The 15,713-nt window shown below is 39.6% G+C and carries 14 protein-coding genes and 1 riboswitch; of the genes, 7 read left to right on the top strand and 7 right to left on the bottom strand.

Translation table 11 applies throughout. The annotated features are described in order from the left end of the window. Positions 1-34 precede the first annotated feature (34 nt). Together ABJG98_RS17725 and fabG are read right to left on the bottom strand one after the other, a co-directional pair. On the bottom strand, positions 35-1,804 hold the full coding sequence (locus ABJG98_RS17725) for a DUF1800 family protein (RefSeq protein ID WP_348280888.1): 1,770 nt from the start codon (positions 1,802-1,804) through the stop codon (positions 35-37). Positions 1,805-1,951: 147 nt separating this feature from the next. Next, positions 1,952-2,698: a 3-oxoacyl-[acyl-carrier-protein] reductase gene (gene fabG, locus ABJG98_RS17720; protein ID WP_348280887.1), complete on the bottom strand. Its 747-nt coding sequence runs from the start codon at positions 2,696-2,698 to the stop codon at positions 1,952-1,954. Positions 2,699-2,786: 88 nt separating this feature from the next. On the opposite strand from fabG, the gene ABJG98_RS17715 reads away from it, so the two are divergent. Together ABJG98_RS17715 and lpdA are read left to right on the top strand one after the other, a co-directional pair. Continuing rightward, positions 2,787-3,404: a hypothetical protein gene (locus ABJG98_RS17715; RefSeq protein ID WP_348280886.1), complete on the top strand. Its 618-nt coding sequence runs from the start codon at positions 2,787-2,789 to the stop codon at positions 3,402-3,404. A gap of 64 nt (positions 3,405-3,468) precedes the next feature. Beyond that, positions 3,469-4,863: a dihydrolipoyl dehydrogenase gene (gene lpdA / locus ABJG98_RS17710; RefSeq protein WP_348280885.1), complete on the top strand. Its 1,395-nt coding sequence runs from the start codon at positions 3,469-3,471 to the stop codon at positions 4,861-4,863. A gap of 49 nt (positions 4,864-4,912) precedes the next feature. Here the strand turns inward: lpdA and ABJG98_RS17705 are convergent, their stop codons facing one another. Further along, positions 4,913-5,890: a homoserine dehydrogenase gene (locus ABJG98_RS17705; protein ID WP_348280884.1), complete on the bottom strand. Its 978-nt coding sequence runs from the start codon at positions 5,888-5,890 to the stop codon at positions 4,913-4,915. Then, positions 5,887-6,867 (bottom strand): homoserine O-acetyltransferase, encoded by a 981-nt coding sequence (gene metX / locus ABJG98_RS17700; protein ID WP_348280883.1) that lies wholly within the window; start codon positions 6,865-6,867, stop codon positions 5,887-5,889. The genes ABJG98_RS17705 and metX overlap by 4 nt, the downstream gene beginning before the upstream one ends. 337 nt (positions 6,868-7,204) lie before the next feature. Continuing rightward, a riboswitch (SAM riboswitch) is annotated at positions 7,205-7,309 on the bottom strand. A gap of 302 nt (positions 7,310-7,611) precedes the next feature. Between metX and ABJG98_RS17695 the strand changes: the two genes are divergently transcribed. Continuing rightward, positions 7,612-8,073 (top strand): MaoC family dehydratase, encoded by a 462-nt coding sequence (locus ABJG98_RS17695; protein WP_348280882.1) that lies wholly within the window; start codon positions 7,612-7,614, stop codon positions 8,071-8,073. Positions 8,074-8,119: 46 nt separating this feature from the next. On the opposite strand, the gene sucD is transcribed toward ABJG98_RS17695, so the two are convergent. Then, complete coding sequence (sucD, locus tag ABJG98_RS17690) at positions 8,120-8,992, bottom strand: succinate--CoA ligase subunit alpha (RefSeq protein ID WP_348280881.1); 873 nt, start codon at positions 8,990-8,992, stop codon at positions 8,120-8,122. A gap of 392 nt (positions 8,993-9,384) precedes the next feature. Here sucD and ABJG98_RS17685 point away from each other — a divergent pair, with 392 nt between their 5' ends. Both ABJG98_RS17685 and ABJG98_RS17680 read left to right on the top strand, forming a co-directional pair. Continuing rightward, positions 9,385-10,704 (top strand): HTTM domain-containing protein, encoded by a 1,320-nt coding sequence (locus ABJG98_RS17685; RefSeq protein WP_348280880.1) that lies wholly within the window; start codon positions 9,385-9,387, stop codon positions 10,702-10,704. After that, positions 10,697-11,713, top strand: a complete 1,017-nt coding sequence (locus ABJG98_RS17680) for a GntG family PLP-dependent aldolase (RefSeq protein ID WP_348280879.1) — start codon at positions 10,697-10,699, stop codon at positions 11,711-11,713. Before ABJG98_RS17685 ends, ABJG98_RS17680 begins: the two co-directional genes overlap by 8 nt. On the opposite strand, the gene ABJG98_RS17675 is transcribed toward ABJG98_RS17680, so the two are convergent. Next, the gene (locus ABJG98_RS17675) at positions 11,697-12,608 is read right to left on the bottom strand and encodes a DMT family transporter (RefSeq protein ID WP_348280878.1); all 912 of its coding nucleotides are present in this window, start codon (positions 12,606-12,608) and stop codon (positions 11,697-11,699) included. The two genes, ABJG98_RS17680 and ABJG98_RS17675, sit on opposite strands and share 17 nt — an antisense overlap. A 103-nt stretch (positions 12,609-12,711) precedes the next feature. Here ABJG98_RS17675 and ABJG98_RS17670 point away from each other — a divergent pair, with 103 nt between their 5' ends. Both ABJG98_RS17670 and ABJG98_RS17665 read left to right on the top strand, forming a co-directional pair. After that, positions 12,712-13,584 (top strand): EamA family transporter, encoded by an 873-nt coding sequence (locus tag ABJG98_RS17670; RefSeq protein WP_348280877.1) that lies wholly within the window; start codon positions 12,712-12,714, stop codon positions 13,582-13,584. A 56-nt stretch (positions 13,585-13,640) separates the two neighbouring features. Next, positions 13,641-14,909 (top strand): replication-associated recombination protein A, encoded by a 1,269-nt coding sequence (locus tag ABJG98_RS17665; RefSeq protein WP_348280876.1) that lies wholly within the window; start codon positions 13,641-13,643, stop codon positions 14,907-14,909. On the opposite strand, the gene ABJG98_RS17660 is transcribed toward ABJG98_RS17665, so the two are convergent. Further along, complete coding sequence (locus ABJG98_RS17660) at positions 14,906-15,673, bottom strand: hypothetical protein (RefSeq protein WP_348280875.1); 768 nt, start codon at positions 15,671-15,673, stop codon at positions 14,906-14,908. The genes ABJG98_RS17665 and ABJG98_RS17660 overlap by 4 nt on opposite strands. Positions 15,674-15,713: the final 40 nt, after the last annotated feature.

The raw sequence follows: 15,713 nt of genomic DNA, 5'->3' as shown, positions 1-15,713 counted from the left end.
ATTTTTTCTATGCGCGTTCATTTCATATGCTGGATTACATGAGTTGATATTCGGGCGATTGCAGCATTGCATTAAATAAATTGGTCAGCTGGTTTCTGACGGTATCCATGTCAATTCCATTCGTCCATCGGTTTGTCCACGCCGCTTCGGGATCTGCATCAAACTGAGGGGAGTAAAGGAATGCAGTTATGAAGTAATTCAAGCGCTCAACGGTGAGCTCACCCACATCAGGCGTATCAAACGTTAGATTCTCCGAAGAAGGAAGTAGATACTCTGAGATTGCGATAATCAAATCTCTTGCATCAGCTGCGACACCAGAAAAATTATCTTGAATAAATTGAAGGATATCTACTTGACCCATTTCCGGGTCCTGGCTTACTATTGATCCACGTATGAAATTGTACCGATTCGTCAAATAATTTGTTGTAATCCAGCTTCTATTGAAAATTGGAAACTGATGATAGGCTGGATATCCGGCAACTTCAAAAGGTTCATAATAGTCCATACCTTGTACATCTATAGCACCAAGTAAGCCGATTGTTAACCCATAGTATTCATTAAGTTCGGTTTGATAATTTGGTAGACTCAGTTCAAAATTCCGCATGAAACCCAGGACTAAATCAAGCGGAGATTTAATGAGGCTGCCGAAATTATTGTCATCACTTCCGGCTTCTGCCTCATAAAAGTGTTCACTTGTAAAAAGGGCTTCTAGTACTGGTTGTATTTTGAATTCATTAGCAGTGAAGATATCAGCCATCTCCTGGATGATATCATCTTGTAGGGCAAGGTCAACTTGATGATAAACGAAGAAACGATACAATTCCCGACATATGCTTCTTGCAGTTTCTGCTTGATCATAGATTAAATCAATGTACTGACTGATTTCGTCAAGCACACTTTCCTCTGTTGGGTTTCCTCCTAGCAAAAGGTTAGCATCCGGTGCTACAACCCCATTATTCATTCGTGAGCTAAAGGTTTTAGTTCCTTCCTCATGGCTTGATGCGACAGTACCGCCTTTTACAACACCGCGCGGCAAACCTGTCTCTTCATCAATATTTGAGAAGGATGCATCCACATTAAATCCGGAAAGTACCCGTGCTCCAGCCTGAACGTCTTCTTCGGTATAGTTAAAATAATCCCCATCAAATTCTGGTTCTGGAACATTTCCCTCCAAGCCTCTACCAATGGAGTAAAGCTCCATAAGTTCGCGGGCATAATTTTCATTTGGACTGCCTTTAACATTAAACCTGCCATCCAAAAACACTAGCATAGCATTATCTACACTCAATTTTTTTGTAAGCTGCTTTAGATTTTTCGGCACCACCACATCTGGATCCATTGGATCATCTGCAGGAATAGTAATGTCTTCGCCATCAATTGCAAATAATCTAAAGAGTGCTTGCTGATAGAATAGTGCTCGTGAGCTGTTTATGACAGATCGTTTGGTTGTAAAGTGGGTATGAAAAAAGAAGACAAGTCTTTCGCGAAATATGTATGGGAGCTTGAGAGAATCTTCCACATCGTTAGCCAACATTTGCCCGACATGCCAGGCAAGAAAATATCTTTCGAGTTCAAATCCTTCGCTTTGAGCGTTTCCTGTAGTGATCCATTCTGTACCAGTAAGCGGATCTACGGGCAATACTGGGTCCGGTAAACCTGTGGTAAATAGCTGCGCAACTGCTTGGGCCGGAGTAAGCAAGGCGAAGGTATCTATCTCAGAAATAGATCCGCCAAAGCATGTCCGACGTAGAAGGTGAGCAGCTCTTTTTTTCCCTAATGTGCTGGTCAGTGCATTTAAAGGCATTGGAGCTGTTTTGGTAATAGAACACTAAAATTAGTTTATTTATTATAAAATAAGTGATAAAAAATATTCAAATAGTTTAATTAATTGTTAAAACAATAAAAAAGCCCATTGGGATACAATGGGCTTAATGTTTTAGGGGTTTGGTTGTCAAGTGAGCATGCCACCGTCTACCTGAATTGTTTGTCCAGAAATGTATGAAGACATATCTGATCCTAAGAAAATGCATGCATTAGCTACATCTTCAGGAGCGCCACCTCTTTTGAGTGGAATTGCATCTCTCCAGCTTTGAACCGTCTTTTCATCTAGTGCATCAGTCATTTCAGTTTCTATAAAACCAGGAGCAATTGCATTGCACCGGATACCACGAGAGCCCAGCTCCAACGCAATCGATTTTGTAAAGCCAATAATACCTGCTTTAGATGCAGCGTAATTTGCCTGACCCGCATTGCCTTTTACGCCTACTACTGAAGACATATTGATAATCGATCCGCTTCTTTGCTTCATCATTGTACGGCAGGCAGCCTTCACGGTATTGAAACATGATTTTAAGTTAATATTCATGACAGCATCCCAATCTGCTTCACCCATTCGCATAAGGAGGTTGTCTTTGGTGATACCAGCATTATTGATGAGAATATCCAATGAACCAAAATCTGTCACTACATTATTAATAAGTTCCTGAGCTGCTTCATAATCGGAAGCGTCTGAACGATAGCCCTTAGCTTTAATACCTTTAGCAGCTAGCTCTTTTTCAAGAGCTTCCCCTTTTTCGATGCTTGAAAGGTAGGTGAATGCTACATTGGCACCTTGTTCGGCATATTGCTCTGCTATTGCTTTTCCAATTCCCTTAGATGCGCCGGTGATGAGTGCGGTTTTTCCTTCTAATAGTTTCATTGTTCAGTTGATTATTGTGCGAAGTTAATTAAGATCGGCAACTGGCATGAAATTGGCTTTATCTTAATTACACCAAACGATTTATCCCATGAAAAAGCTTTTATTTTCTATTCTAATAGTATTCGGTTTTTCCTTACCTGCACAGCACGTAATGTTTTCAATATCAGATTGGTCTAGTCCAATGGCTTTCGATTGGTCCCATCCTACGATTAGAGGTTATGGAGAGCTAAGCGATTCCTTATCTAACATTTATCCAGACAGAGACTTTTATGAGTTCAATGAAACGTATTATTCAATAAATACCTGGGCGGATTATTACTACTGGTTTACTCAGAAATTCTGGTATCGATTTAAGCGTCCGGTTGCTGAGTATGCTGCATACTACTTGATAGGTGACAACCAGTTTATGATGGAATACATCTTTAATTCTTATGATTATGATAAATGGGAAGTGAAAGACCCTACGTTTAGAAGAGATGGGGAGAAGATAGTTTTCAATACCCTCATCATTGACAATACTTTAATTGAAAGACTTGATGCAGATCGATTAAAATCAGTTGTGTATACACCTAGTGACGAGGATCGTGCTGTCAATAGTTCGTTTGGAACTAGTAGATCTGGCAATGCAAGCTTGAGAGGCGGAAACTCAGTTGGCGGATCATCTCCAAGTGGAACTTCAAACACAGGAAAATCAATCGGAAATTAGTTTTTACTTACAAACAATCATCTTAGATACTATCTTTGCGGCTCAATTTTAAAAAGTATATAGCATGGCATCTAAATATGATCTTATTGTAATCGGAAGCGGGCCTGGTGGATATGTAGCGGCTATTCGCGCATCTCAGCTAGGAATGAAAGTGGGTGTAGTTGAAAAGTCGGAGCTTGGAGGCGTTTGTTTGAACTGGGGATGCATCCCGACCAAAGCATTGCTTAAAAGCGCTCAGGTTTTCGAATACATCAATCACGCAGAAGATTATGGGATCAAAGTAAAAGATGCAAAAGCTGACTTTACTGGAATGGTGAAGCGAAGCAGGGACGTAGCTGGAGGAATGAGCAAAGGCATTCAGTTTTTATTTAAGAAAAATAAGATCGATCACATAGCTGGATACGGTACATTAAAGAAGGGCAAGAAAGTTGAAGTGAAGGATGAAAGTGGAAAAGTAACTACCTATGATGCGGATCACATCATTTTGGCTACCGGTGGCAGAGCTCGCGAACTGCCAAATTTACCTATCGATGGTAAAAAAATAATTGGTTATCGTGAGGCAATGGTTCTTGATAAGCAACCTAAGAAAATGGTTGTTGTTGGTTCGGGAGCTATTGGTGTTGAATTTGCCTATTTCTACAAGTCTATAGGTACGGAAGTCATCATTGTTGAATTCATGGATAGAATAGTCCCTGTAGAGGACGAAGAGGTAAGTAAGCAGCTGGAGAGAACTTACAAAAAGGCAGGCATGAAGATCATGACTAGCTCTGAAGTGACGAAAGTAGACACCAAAGGAACTGGCTGCAAAGTAACAGTGAAGACAAAGAAAGGCGAAGAGCAGTTGGATTGTGATGTTGTTCTTTCTGCTGTAGGTGTAGCAACAAATATTGAAAAAATTGGCCTAGAAGAAGTTGGTGTAAAGACAGAGAAGGGTAAGGTTTTAGTTGATGATTTTTACAAAACCAACGTGGATGGAGTATACGCAATCGGGGATATTGTGAAAGGACAAGCCTTGGCACACGTGGCGTCAGCAGAAGGAATCATTTGCGTTGAGAAAATCAAAGGCATGCATGTAGAGCCACTCGATTATAACAACATCCCAGGATGTACTTACTGCTCACCTGAGATCGCATCTGTTGGGTATACAGAAAAAGCTGCTAAAGATGCAGGATACGAAGTAAAAGTGGGCAAGTTTCCATTCTCAGCATCTGGCAAAGCAAAAGCTGCTGGAGCATCAGATGGTTTTGTGAAAGTAATTTTTGATGCCAAATATGGCGAGTGGCTTGGAGCACACATGATCGGAGCAAACGTAACTGAGATGATTGCAGAGGCTGTGGCTGCTAGAAAACTCGAAACAACAGGTCATGAGATTATCAAAACCGTTCACCCACACCCAACGATGAGCGAGGCGGTAATGGAAGCGGCCGCCGCCGCTTATGATGAAGTAATTCACTTATAGAATAAAGAAAACAAAATATTTAAGCCCTGACGATTTCGTCAGGGCTTTTTTAAGCTACAGTCTTTATCGCTTTACTAACCTGATAACTGTAGCTACTGAGAAGACGCTTTAAATCCTCCAACACAGCAGAGCCTGTAGGTAACGATCCCGCACCCTTGCCGGCTGCTATGTGCTTACCACTAATGAGTGTTTCTACGCTGATAGCATTATTTTCGAAATCAATACTGTATAGTTCATCATCTGGACCAACTGCTTCCGGTTTTACTGTACACACGATTCCTTTTTCAGTTCGCTCTATTGTAGCAACAGGCTTAATCTTTTTTCCTTGGGATTTAGCTTTCTTGATAGTTTCTTTTGTAATGTTTTCAATACTTTCAGAAGAAAAGCTACTCATCGAAAAAACTTCTCCAAATGCATGATATGCTAAAATGGATAGCTTATAAGAAGCATCGACTCCACTAATGTCAAGCGTAGGATTACGTTCTGCAAATCCTTTCATCTGAGCATCATTCAATGCTTTCTCAAAACTCCATTGATGTAGCTGCATTTGGGTGAGAATGTAGTTTGAAGATCCATTTAAAATACCTCGAATTTTTAGCACTTCTTGATCTCTTAAAAAACCATCAACGGTGTGTACAATTGGGATACCACCACCGACTGCCGCCTCATATAAAAAGGTGGTTTCAAACTGATTGTGCCATTGATCTATTTGCTTGAGCGATTCGGCAATCATTTTTTTATTGGCGCTTATTACACATTTTCCATTACGAAGCGCAGTATGTACATATTGTTTAGCAGCTTCAGCATCATCAATCAACTCAATAATGATATCTAGCGCTGGATCTAAAAGAAGTTCATTTGGATCATCAGTAAAATAGAGTTCATGACCTATTCGAGGAAGATCAATTCTTTTTACACAGACCTTGTCAATGGAAGCAGCCAATTGGGGGTGTTTTTTTAGATTTTCATAAAACCCTTGCCCTACAGTTCCGAAACCAAAAAGTCCTATTTTTTTATGTTCATTCATTGTAATTCTTTTTTTAATATGGTTGAGATCTGATGAGTCTCGATTAAAAATCCATCGTGCCCATATAGACTTTGAATTGGATGAAAAACAGCGTTTGGAATATGGGTGGAAATAAATTTTTGTTCATTCAATGGAAACAAAATATCCGTTTCAATCCCAATAACAATAGCCTTAGACCTTACATTTTTCAGAGCATTTTCTAATCCATTTTTGCCAATTCCCAGGTTATGACTATCCATAGCCTTAGATAAATAGTAATAGCTGATTGGTGAAAATCGCCTACTCAACTTCGCACCTTGGTATCGCTGATATGATGAAGCAGAAAAATCTTTCATCCGATTATCATCATCGTTTTGAGTGACGTTGTAAGTCTCTTGATTTCTATAGGATAGCATGGCAATTGCTCGTGCTACCTCAAGTCCATCATCAGGATTGGAAGCAGATTTAATTGCCATCCGCTGAGTTTCATTGAAGGCTATTCCCCATGCTGAGTGTTTTGCATTGGTAGCTATTGGCACAATGTTTTCAAATAGTTCAGGCTCCTGCACCGACCATTCAAGTAGTTGCTGTCCTCCCATGGATCCACCGATACCTATTTTGATTTTATCAATATCCAAATGGTGCCTGAGTCTATTATGGACCTTGACCATATCCTTAATTGTGATCTCAGGAAATTTGAAATCGAAAGGTTCAGTACTTCCATAGCAGGAGCCGAGCATATTAGCGCAAATAATGAAATGCTCATCCGGATTGATAAGATCATGCTGACCAATGAGTCCGGACCACCAATCCGATGGATCACTATTGGCAGTAAGTGCATGAAATACCCAAACAACATTGGATTTAGTGTCATTCATTTCACCATAAGTCGTGTAATGGATCCTAAGATCCCGGAGTGCTTTTCCACACTCCAGGACCAAAGGCTCCTCAACCTTAAAACCATGCGGTTTAGACGTGTGCTGTGTCAAGACTGGCATACGCTTTCTAATGCTTGTTTGAATTTGAATTTGCTATCAGAGCTGAGCTGAATGGATTCATTTTCTAATTCTTTTAACATGATTTTTTTCAAATTCATTGTGAAGTAAATCGTGATTTTGTGGATTAATCATGAACAACTGATGAGTAATGTTGCATGAAGGGATTTTTCCGGAGAAGGTGCACTTCTTCCTAAGATGATCGCAAACCCAAATGGATCAAATGATTACCTAAAGCTGCAACAGCAACAAATGTAAAATGAATGGCGAATCGATGAGAAGACGTAATTTCCCTTTCGGACTTGTAAGTCAATACTTTGGGGAACGATGTAATGTTGTGTGTTCATAGCAATCAATTTATCGTTCAGGAATTAGCACCGTTTCCAATTTTCGGAGGGTTGCTAGCGCGTCATAGAGCCTGTCTCTCGGCGCTTCTTTATAAATCGATACCTTATCGATTTGATGATGCAAACCTAGATCAGGATTTTTGGTTTAACCAAATTTTTAGAAGAAAAATATTATTTATTCTTTAATGATTAACTATTGTTACGTTGTATAAAATATAATAATATTATTAATAAAATTTTGTTTAAAACACTGGTTATCAGAATATAATGCTGCCATCCTTGTAAGGGAAGATTTCTTCTTTTAAAACAATAATTATTTTTTGAAAAATCTATATGAAGTTTTCTTAATAGTCTGTTCTACCTTTGAATCCTGAAAGAAAATTTGACCTAATTACGAATTATGGGTAAACTAATCATCAATAATCACACAGAGTTTGAGCAACACCTGGGTAAGGTGTTGGGCGTATCAGAGTTTCACAAGATCACTCAAGATCAAATCAACAAGTTTGCAGATGCAACCTTGGACTATCAGTGGATTCATACGGATCCAGAACGTGCCAAGGAAGGACCCTTCGGTACTACAATCGCTCATGGATACCTCACCCTTTCACTTATGCCGTTTCTATGGGAGCAAATTGCTCAATTCAATAATGTGAAGATGTTGGTGAATTACGGTATTGACAAGTTGAAATTTGGCCAGGCGGTAAAAGTAAACGATGAAGTAAAGCTTACAGCAACCTTAAAATCCCTCGTGAATCTTAGAGGAATATCTAAAGCCGAGGTAGATGCACTTCTTGAAATAGCAGGTGAGAAAAAGCCAGCATTTACTGCGACTATGGTATTCTTATATCATTTTGAGTAACAAAAAAGCCCCGTTTGGGGCTTCACTTTTTTCTTTTAAACGAATCTTAGCTCAATGCTTTTTTCATCACTGCTCCAATATCAGCTGGTGAATCAACTACATGAAGGCCACATTCACCCATGATTCTCATTTTGGCTTCTGCAGTATCATCCTTTCCACCAATAATAGCTCCGGCATGCCCCATTCTTCTACCCGGAGGCGCTGTTTGTCCGGCAATGAATCCTACCACAGGTTTTTTGTTTCCGTTTTCCTGAATCCACTTTGCAGCATCCGCTTCATACGATCCGCCAATCTCACCAATCATTACGATTCCATCAGTCTCAGGATCTTCCATCAGCATTTGAACAGCCTCTTTAGTAGATGTTCCAATGATTGGATCTCCCCCGATACCAATAGCTGTTGAGATACCCATTCCTGCTTTTACTACCTGATCCGCTGCTTCATATGTAAGGGTACCTGACTTTGATACGATACCTACTTTACCTTTTTTGAAAACAAAGCCTGGCATGATCCCAACTTTGGCCTCATCTGGCGTGATTACTCCGGGACAGTTTGGCCCAACAAGTACAGCTCCTCTTGATTTGGCGTATGGTTTAGCATTCATCATGTCTTTGACAGGAATGCCTTCAGTAATTGTTACAATTACTTTGATGCCAGCATCGGCTGCCTCCATGATTGCGTCAGCAGCAAACGCAGGTGGTACAAATATGATGGTTACATCTGCACCAGTTTTATCTACTGCTTCTTTCACTGTGTTGAATACGGGCTTGTCCAGGTGAGTTTGCCCGCCCTTACCGGGTGTAACTCCGCCTACAACATTGGAGCCGTATTCGATCATTTGACCAGCGTGAAAAGTACCTTCAGAGCCTGTGAAACCCTGTACAATGATTTTTGAATCTTTATTTACGAGAACACTCATTTCTTTTAGATTTTCCGCAAAAATATACGATTAAAACTGTCAGCCAATTACTAAATGGATTCCATTTTAGAAATCCTCCTCAATTGTGCATATGAACACAAATATTTTTTCAAGTTTGGATTTATATAGATGGAATTGGCACACTTTTAGCTATTTAATTCTTCAATATTTCCTCTTGGGGTTTAATCTTTCGATAAAAAGGTCAGTCGGAAGGTTAAAGATCGTTAAACAGCAAAACCCAGAAGGCATATAAGCGTAAAAAAAGAAAGTAAATTAATCCTCTTCATATTTACTTAGGTTTAGAATAAGGAGCTTTCGAGCTCCTTTTTTTATTATCAAAATCAGGTTATTCTTTTAGCTTCCTGCTATTTTCACAGCAGAAACCGCGTGAAATGCTTCAATCCGCAAGGACATTTTTAGGAACAGAGGTTGACAATAGCCCACTTGTATTATTTCGAATAGTTTTTGGCTTTTTAGCAGCTGCCGAAAGTTTTGGAGCTATTGCTACTGGTTGGGTTAAGAAAACCTTTATCATTCCAGAATTCACTTTCACCATGATTGGATTTGAATGGTTGCAACCTATCGAAGACAATGGAATGATTATTTATTTCTTTGTAATGGGAGTGGCGGCACTTTGTATCATGCTGGGATTATTCTATCGGGCATCCTCATTCGTTTTTTTGAGTATGTGGACGGTGGTTTATATCATGCAAAAAACTCATTATAATAATCACTATTACCTTCTTGTTTTACTAAGCGCAGCAATGCTTCTATTACCTGCACATAAAAGCAAGTCTTTGGATGCTCATTTTGGTTTTACGATCGCAAAAGAGTCCTGCGCTCGAGTTTGCCACTATTTTTTCATCATTCAAATATTGATTGTCTATGTCTATGCGAGTATTCATAAAATGAATTGGGATTGGCTGGATGCACGTCCAATCAGCATTTGGTTTCAGTACAAATCGAATTATTGGCTGATAGGACCATTGCTTCAGGAAAATTGGTTTCAATATGCCATTGCATGGGGGGGTGTAATTTATGATGGAACGATTTTCTTTTTACTACTTCATCCCAAGACCCGTAAAGTTGGATTTGTTCTTTCTATTTTCTTTAATCTGTTCAATTCATTCGTTTTTCAGATTGGAATTTTTCCTTATTTGATGATTGGATTAACAGTCTTCTTTTTTCCACCGGACACTATCCGACGTGTCTTTTTTAAAAAGAAAGTCAAGATTTACCCTATACGAAAGCAATTGTCTAGTGTATGGACATATCTGTTGGCTGTATATTTTTTAATTCAGTTGGTACTGCCGATACGTCATCATTTAATTGATGGGGATGTAGGCTTTACTGAGGAAGGGCACCGGCTTTCATGGCGAATGATGCTAAGAGCCAAATCTGGATACATCAATGTGTCTATTGAAGATAAAAATACCGGTGATCGAGAGCGTATAAATTTAAAAAGCTATTTATCCCCTGATCAGCAAGCAGCGATTGCAGGACAGCCTGATATGATATGGCAATTTGCTCAACGATTGAAAAAAGAGTACAAAGAAGAAGGAAAAGATGTAGCAGTATATGCAGATGCTAAAGTATCTCTCAATGGACATAAAAGGAAAGCACTAATTGACAAAGAAGTAGATATTGCTAATGTTCGGTGGGATACATTCAAGCATTCTTACTGGATTTTAACTTACGATTCTTATGATTGATTTACGCAGTGATACAATAACGAAGCCTACGACTGAAATGCTCAAGGAAATGATGTCGGCGGAAGTAGGTGATGACGTTTTTGGTGATGACCCAACTGTAAATGCGCTTCAAGAAAAGATTGCTTCGCTATTCGAAAAAGAAGACGCACTTTATTGTCCTTCGGGGACGATGACCAACCAGATAGCTATGCGAATCCATACCCGTCCGCAAGATGAAGTCATTTGTCACAAATACTCACATGTTTATTTGTATGAAGGTGGAGGGATGATGTACAACTCCATGCTTTCGCCTAAGCTCCTGGAAGGTGATAGAGGTATGATCACGGCCCAGCAAATTGAAGATAGTATCAATCCAGATGATATTCATTTTCCAAATTCACGGCTGGTTGTGCTTGAGAACACGATGAATAAAGGAGGTGGAGCAGTTTATAAAATCGAGGATATTAAAAATATTCGAAAAGTCTGTGATGATAAAAACCTGAAGCTGCACCTTGATGGTGCTCGTTTTTTTAATGCCATTGCAAAAACAGGAGAACATCCAGCAGAATATGGAAAACTGTTCGATACTATATCCATATGCTTTTCAAAAGGTCTTGGTGCTCCTGTAGGGTCTGTTTTGCTAGGTACTAAAGCCCAGATTAAAGAGGCCCGAAGAGTGAGAAAGGTTTTCGGTGGTGGTATGCGACAAGCTGGGTATTTAGCTGCAGCGTGCATTCATGCCTTAGATAATCATGTTGGTCGCTTACAAGAAGATCATGATCGTGCTCAAAAAATAGGTGAGACCTTGCAAGAATTGTCTTTTATTCAAGAGGTGTATCCAGTAGAAACCAATATAGTCATAGGCAAGCTAGTGGAAGGTAAATCCGAAAAGTGGCTACTTAAAGAACTTGAAAACCAAGGAATACTTGCCGTTGGCTTTGGCAAAGGCCTTATTCGGTTTGTGACACATCTTGACTTTGCTGATAATAGCCTAAATCAATTTGCAGAAGTAATCAAAAAGATTTCTTAGTCATGGTCACAAGCCAAACACCAGTGAATACGAAAGTTGCAGCAACAAGGTGTTTGAGGAGGAAAACCTCTCCAAAAAAGAGTATTGCAGTGATTGTGGCAAATACTGGTTGTAGATAAATAAATGCACCTACTACGGACGAATTGACCTTGACAAGCGTCCAGGCATTGAGGAAATACACTACAACCGTTACAACAATGATTGCATACCCCATACTCCACCAAATCTTTGGCGGTAGACTACTGAATTCTACGTTGATGGCTTGTGAGATACCTACCGGAACCACAAAAATGATTGCGATAGTAAAGACCCAGGTAACAACAGTCATGGGTTTGTACTTCTTCATCAATGGTTTGACCAAGACCAGATAGCAAGCATAGCTAGCTCCATTTATCAAAACCAAAATATCACCCCTCCAATCTCCAGTTGTAAGTAAGGCATCCGGTTGATATAGTATGATGATTGCGCCAATCAAACCTAGAATTACGCCTATAACTTTAGCTCGTGTAATCTTTTCCCCAATGAGTAGGTAAGCCCATATCAGTACCAGAACAGGCGTAAGAGTCATAATAATAGACCCGTTAACGGCTGAAGTAAGGCTGATACCTTTATAAAATAATAGTTGATTGACAGCAACACCTGTAAGTGCACACAATGTCAGCGTAATTCCGTCTTTCTTCCAATTTATTTTTTCGCGATTGAACGAATGAATAATCCAGAATACTACCGAAGCTACTAAGACTCTAAATACAATGAAGCCGTAAGGACCGACAAATTCAGGCACTACAATTTTTAAAATACTGTAGTTCACTCCATAGAATAGGCTTACAAGTGTAAGTGCAGAATAGGTTTTTATGGATGAAATATTCACGCGGGCAAATGTAGGCAGTGCCACTACAATTAATTGATGCCAGCTATTAAGAAAAAACTTGATTTGGATTAAAAATCTTCATCCAAATCATACGGTATATCCTCGAGTGATAATCTAGATTCGGGGCATGCGGTTAAGCTCTACTTCACTATTTGTAGTTCCTGCATTAATATGGGGATCTACTTTTTTTGTTATCAAGTTTCAGCTTGGGGTGGTCGATCCTACATGGTCTGTGAGTTATCGGTTTATTTTAGCAGGACTTCTGTTGCTGATTTATTCCAGATTAAAAGGATTAAACCTCCAGTTTAGCGCGAAGGAACATTTGAGAATGGTACTTCAGGGTGCCTTGCTTTTTGGGTTCAACTACTGGTTTGTCTATATCGCAGAGCAAGAGTTGATCAGCGCCTTGGTAGCGATCATGTTTTCATGCATCATTTTTCTAAATGCCTTTTTTGGAAAACTATTTTTAGCGAAGAATACCGAGAATAAGGTTTATGTAGGTGCGATGCTTGGGATAGCAGGAACACTACTCCTTTTTAAACAGGAGCTTCTTGGACTAGGAGAGGCAGATTTTAAGACTTTCCATTTGACCATATGTTTTATCTCGGTGATCGTGGCATCTCTTGGAAACATTACTTCCGCGTTCAATCAAAGCAAAGGGATGCCTGTCATTCAGACAAATGCATATGGAATGCTTTATGGAGGAATTATCTTCGCAATTGTTGCATTTGTTTCAGGCGTTCCAATCACATTCGACTTTCAATTAGAATATTTTGCATCTCTACTTTACTTATCCTTTTTCGGGTCAATCATTGCTTTTGGATCTTATTTGACACTTATCGGGAAGATTGGTGCAGACAAAGCGGGCTATGTGCTCGTTGTAATTCCTGTCATTGCAGTCACTCTTTCTGTCTTTTTTGAAGACTATGTACTTGGATGGCACGTATTAATAGGAATGATTTTAATCCTGGGAGGCAATATTATCGTTCTTAAAAAGTGATTCGGTTACTTAAAGAGCAACTCAGTATACTAATATTATTAGTATAACTTTACGTAATGCTTGAAGACCAATCACCACTAGCTGAGCGAATGCGGCCAGCCAGACTTTCAGACCTGGTTGGTCAAGAACATCTCGTAGGGGACAATGGTGTATTGAGAAGAGCCATTAGCTCAGGACAGGTGCCATCAATGATTTTATGGGGACCACCTGGTACTGGGAAAACTACTATAGCCAATATTATCGCAAATGAAGTAAGGCGTCCGTTCCATACCTTAAGTGCCATTAGTGCAGGAGTAAAGGAAGTTCGCGAGGTGATTCAGATAGCGAGTCGTGGGAACAAGGCAATTCTTTTCATTGATGAAATTCATCGTTTCAATAAGGCACAACAAGATGCGCTTCTTGGAGCTGTGGAAAAAGGAGTGATCACTTTAATTGGTGCAACTACCGAGAATCCAAGTTTTGAAGTAAACTCTGCATTGATCTCTAGGTCACAAGTGTATACACTGAATGCACTTTCAAAAGAAAATCTTTTAACACTCGTAGAAAAAGCCCTGTCTCAAGACGAAGATTTAAGAAAAGAGCAAGTCGAATTGCAGGAGACGGAAGCGCTTTTCAATCTTTCAGGTGGCGATGGTCGAAAACTTCTGAATCTTTTGGAGCTTGTTATCAAAAGTGATGAAGGCAAGAAAAAGGTAATCACCAATGAAAAAGTGGTGCAGGCCGCACAAAGAAAAACGGTGCTTTATGACAAGAAGGGAGAGATGCATTATGATGTGATCTCGGCCTTCATAAAATCCATTCGTGGGAGTGATCCCAATGCGGCGGTTTACTATCTGGCACGAATGATAGAAGGAGGTGAAGATGTGAAATTCATTGCGAGACGCTTAGTTATTCTGGCATCAGAAGACATTGGCAATGCTAACCCTACAGCTTTGGTGATGGCTACCAATGCCTTTCAGGCAGTTAATATGATTGGCTATCCCGAATCTCGGATCATTCTTTCACAATGTGTAACCTACCTGGCTTCAAGTCCGAAAAGCAATGCTAGCTATATGGCAATCAACCAGGCTCAAGCGTTGGTTCAGAAGACAGGCGATCTCCCCGTTCCAATGGCTGTTCGAAATTCACCGACTAAGCTCATGAAAGACCAAGGGTATGGAAAAGGCTACAAATATGCTCACGACCATCCCATGAATTTTGCAGAAATGGAGTTTTTGCCTGATGAGATCAAAGGAATGAAACTTTACAATCCAGGTCAAAATGTTCGTGAAGAAGAATTAAGAAAATTCCTCCGTCTCAGATGGAAAGAAAAATACGGTTACTAGATTTTAAAAGCCACACCAAATTTTATCACAAGTAAATCTGTCGTTGATTCTCTTGGTGAGGTGTTAAATGTTAGATCGTCACCACTTACTGTAGCTTCGTCAAAGTTGCTGCCGGAAAAAGTTACCTCCCAAGATTCTGTATCCTGACCATCGAAATACTCTGCCCTTTGCCCTTTAAAATAATTCACCCGAAGATCTATAAATGCTTTAGGCCCTATTTTGATAAGGAATCCTCCACCAAAACCATAACTTAATATCCAGTCATCCAACACCGTTTCTCTCGAAATGACATCCGAATCATCTTCTGTTGCCCACCTTCTGTCGTTTGATCTGTCCAGAATTTTGGTATTGGTAGAGATGTATCTGAATCCAAACAGTGCTTCACCGTAAGGCTGAATTAATTCTAATGGAGCTACAGCTCGTATAAAGGCATGAGTTCCAAAAATACTATTGGTGTTTACAATACGTAGAGGAATTTCAAGACGAGCCAGTTCATTCCCATTCTGATCATTTATAGAAGCAAATAAATCTTCATTCTGGGCATTTCTGCCATAAATCATATAGTTAACGTCAAGCCCAAGATAGATTGGTGTACCTTTTTGAAAAGGAAAGGCAAATGATAGATCACCACCAAAACCAGTAGCATCAGTATTTTCTTTGAATTCATTTTGTGGCAGTCCCAATGAAAAACCAATGCTTCCCATCTGTCCAAATGAGAACACAGTGATTAAGGAAAGTAAAGATATAAGTAGGTATTTTTTCATGATGATTGTGGTTCATTATACATTAGCAAAAGTCGTAACT

The organism is Ekhidna sp. (assembly GCF_039960695.1).
GTDB lineage: Bacteria > Bacteroidota > Bacteroidia > Cytophagales > Cyclobacteriaceae > Ekhidna.
The sequence above is the reverse complement of the archived record's forward strand: the minus strand, read 5'-3'. Positions and strand labels throughout refer to the sequence as shown.

Bases quoted from the DNA above. Each gene is read 5' to 3' on its own strand.
- ABJG98_RS17665 (WP_348280876.1), top strand. From the start codon at position 13,641: ATGCTTGAAGACCAATCACCACTAGCTGAGCGAATGCGGCCAGCCAGA.
- ABJG98_RS17660 (WP_348280875.1), bottom strand. From the start codon at position 15,673: ATGAAAAAATACCTACTTATATCTTTACTTTCCTTAATCACTGTGTTC.
- ABJG98_RS17725 (WP_348280888.1), bottom strand. From the start codon at position 1,804: ATGCCTTTAAATGCACTGACCAGCACATTAGGGAAAAAAAGAGCTGCT.
- metX (WP_348280883.1), bottom strand. From the start codon at position 6,867: ATGCCAGTCTTGACACAGCACACGTCTAAACCGCATGGTTTTAAGGTT.
- ABJG98_RS17670 (WP_348280877.1), top strand. From the start codon at position 12,712: ATGCGGTTAAGCTCTACTTCACTATTTGTAGTTCCTGCATTAATATGG.
- sucD (WP_348280881.1), bottom strand. From the start codon at position 8,992: ATGAGTGTTCTCGTAAATAAAGATTCAAAAATCATTGTACAGGGTTTC.
- ABJG98_RS17705 (WP_348280884.1), bottom strand. From the start codon at position 5,890: ATGAATGAACATAAAAAAATAGGACTTTTTGGTTTCGGAACTGTAGGG.
- ABJG98_RS17715 (WP_348280886.1), top strand. From the start codon at position 2,787: ATGAAAAAGCTTTTATTTTCTATTCTAATAGTATTCGGTTTTTCCTTA.
- fabG (WP_348280887.1), bottom strand. From the start codon at position 2,698: ATGAAACTATTAGAAGGAAAAACCGCACTCATCACCGGCGCATCTAAG.
- ABJG98_RS17685 (WP_348280880.1), top strand. From the start codon at position 9,385: ATGCTTCAATCCGCAAGGACATTTTTAGGAACAGAGGTTGACAATAGC.
- ABJG98_RS17680 (WP_348280879.1), top strand. From the start codon at position 10,697: ATGATTGATTTACGCAGTGATACAATAACGAAGCCTACGACTGAAATG.
- ABJG98_RS17695 (WP_348280882.1), top strand. From the start codon at position 7,612: ATGGGTAAACTAATCATCAATAATCACACAGAGTTTGAGCAACACCTG.
- lpdA (WP_348280885.1), top strand. From the start codon at position 3,469: ATGGCATCTAAATATGATCTTATTGTAATCGGAAGCGGGCCTGGTGGA.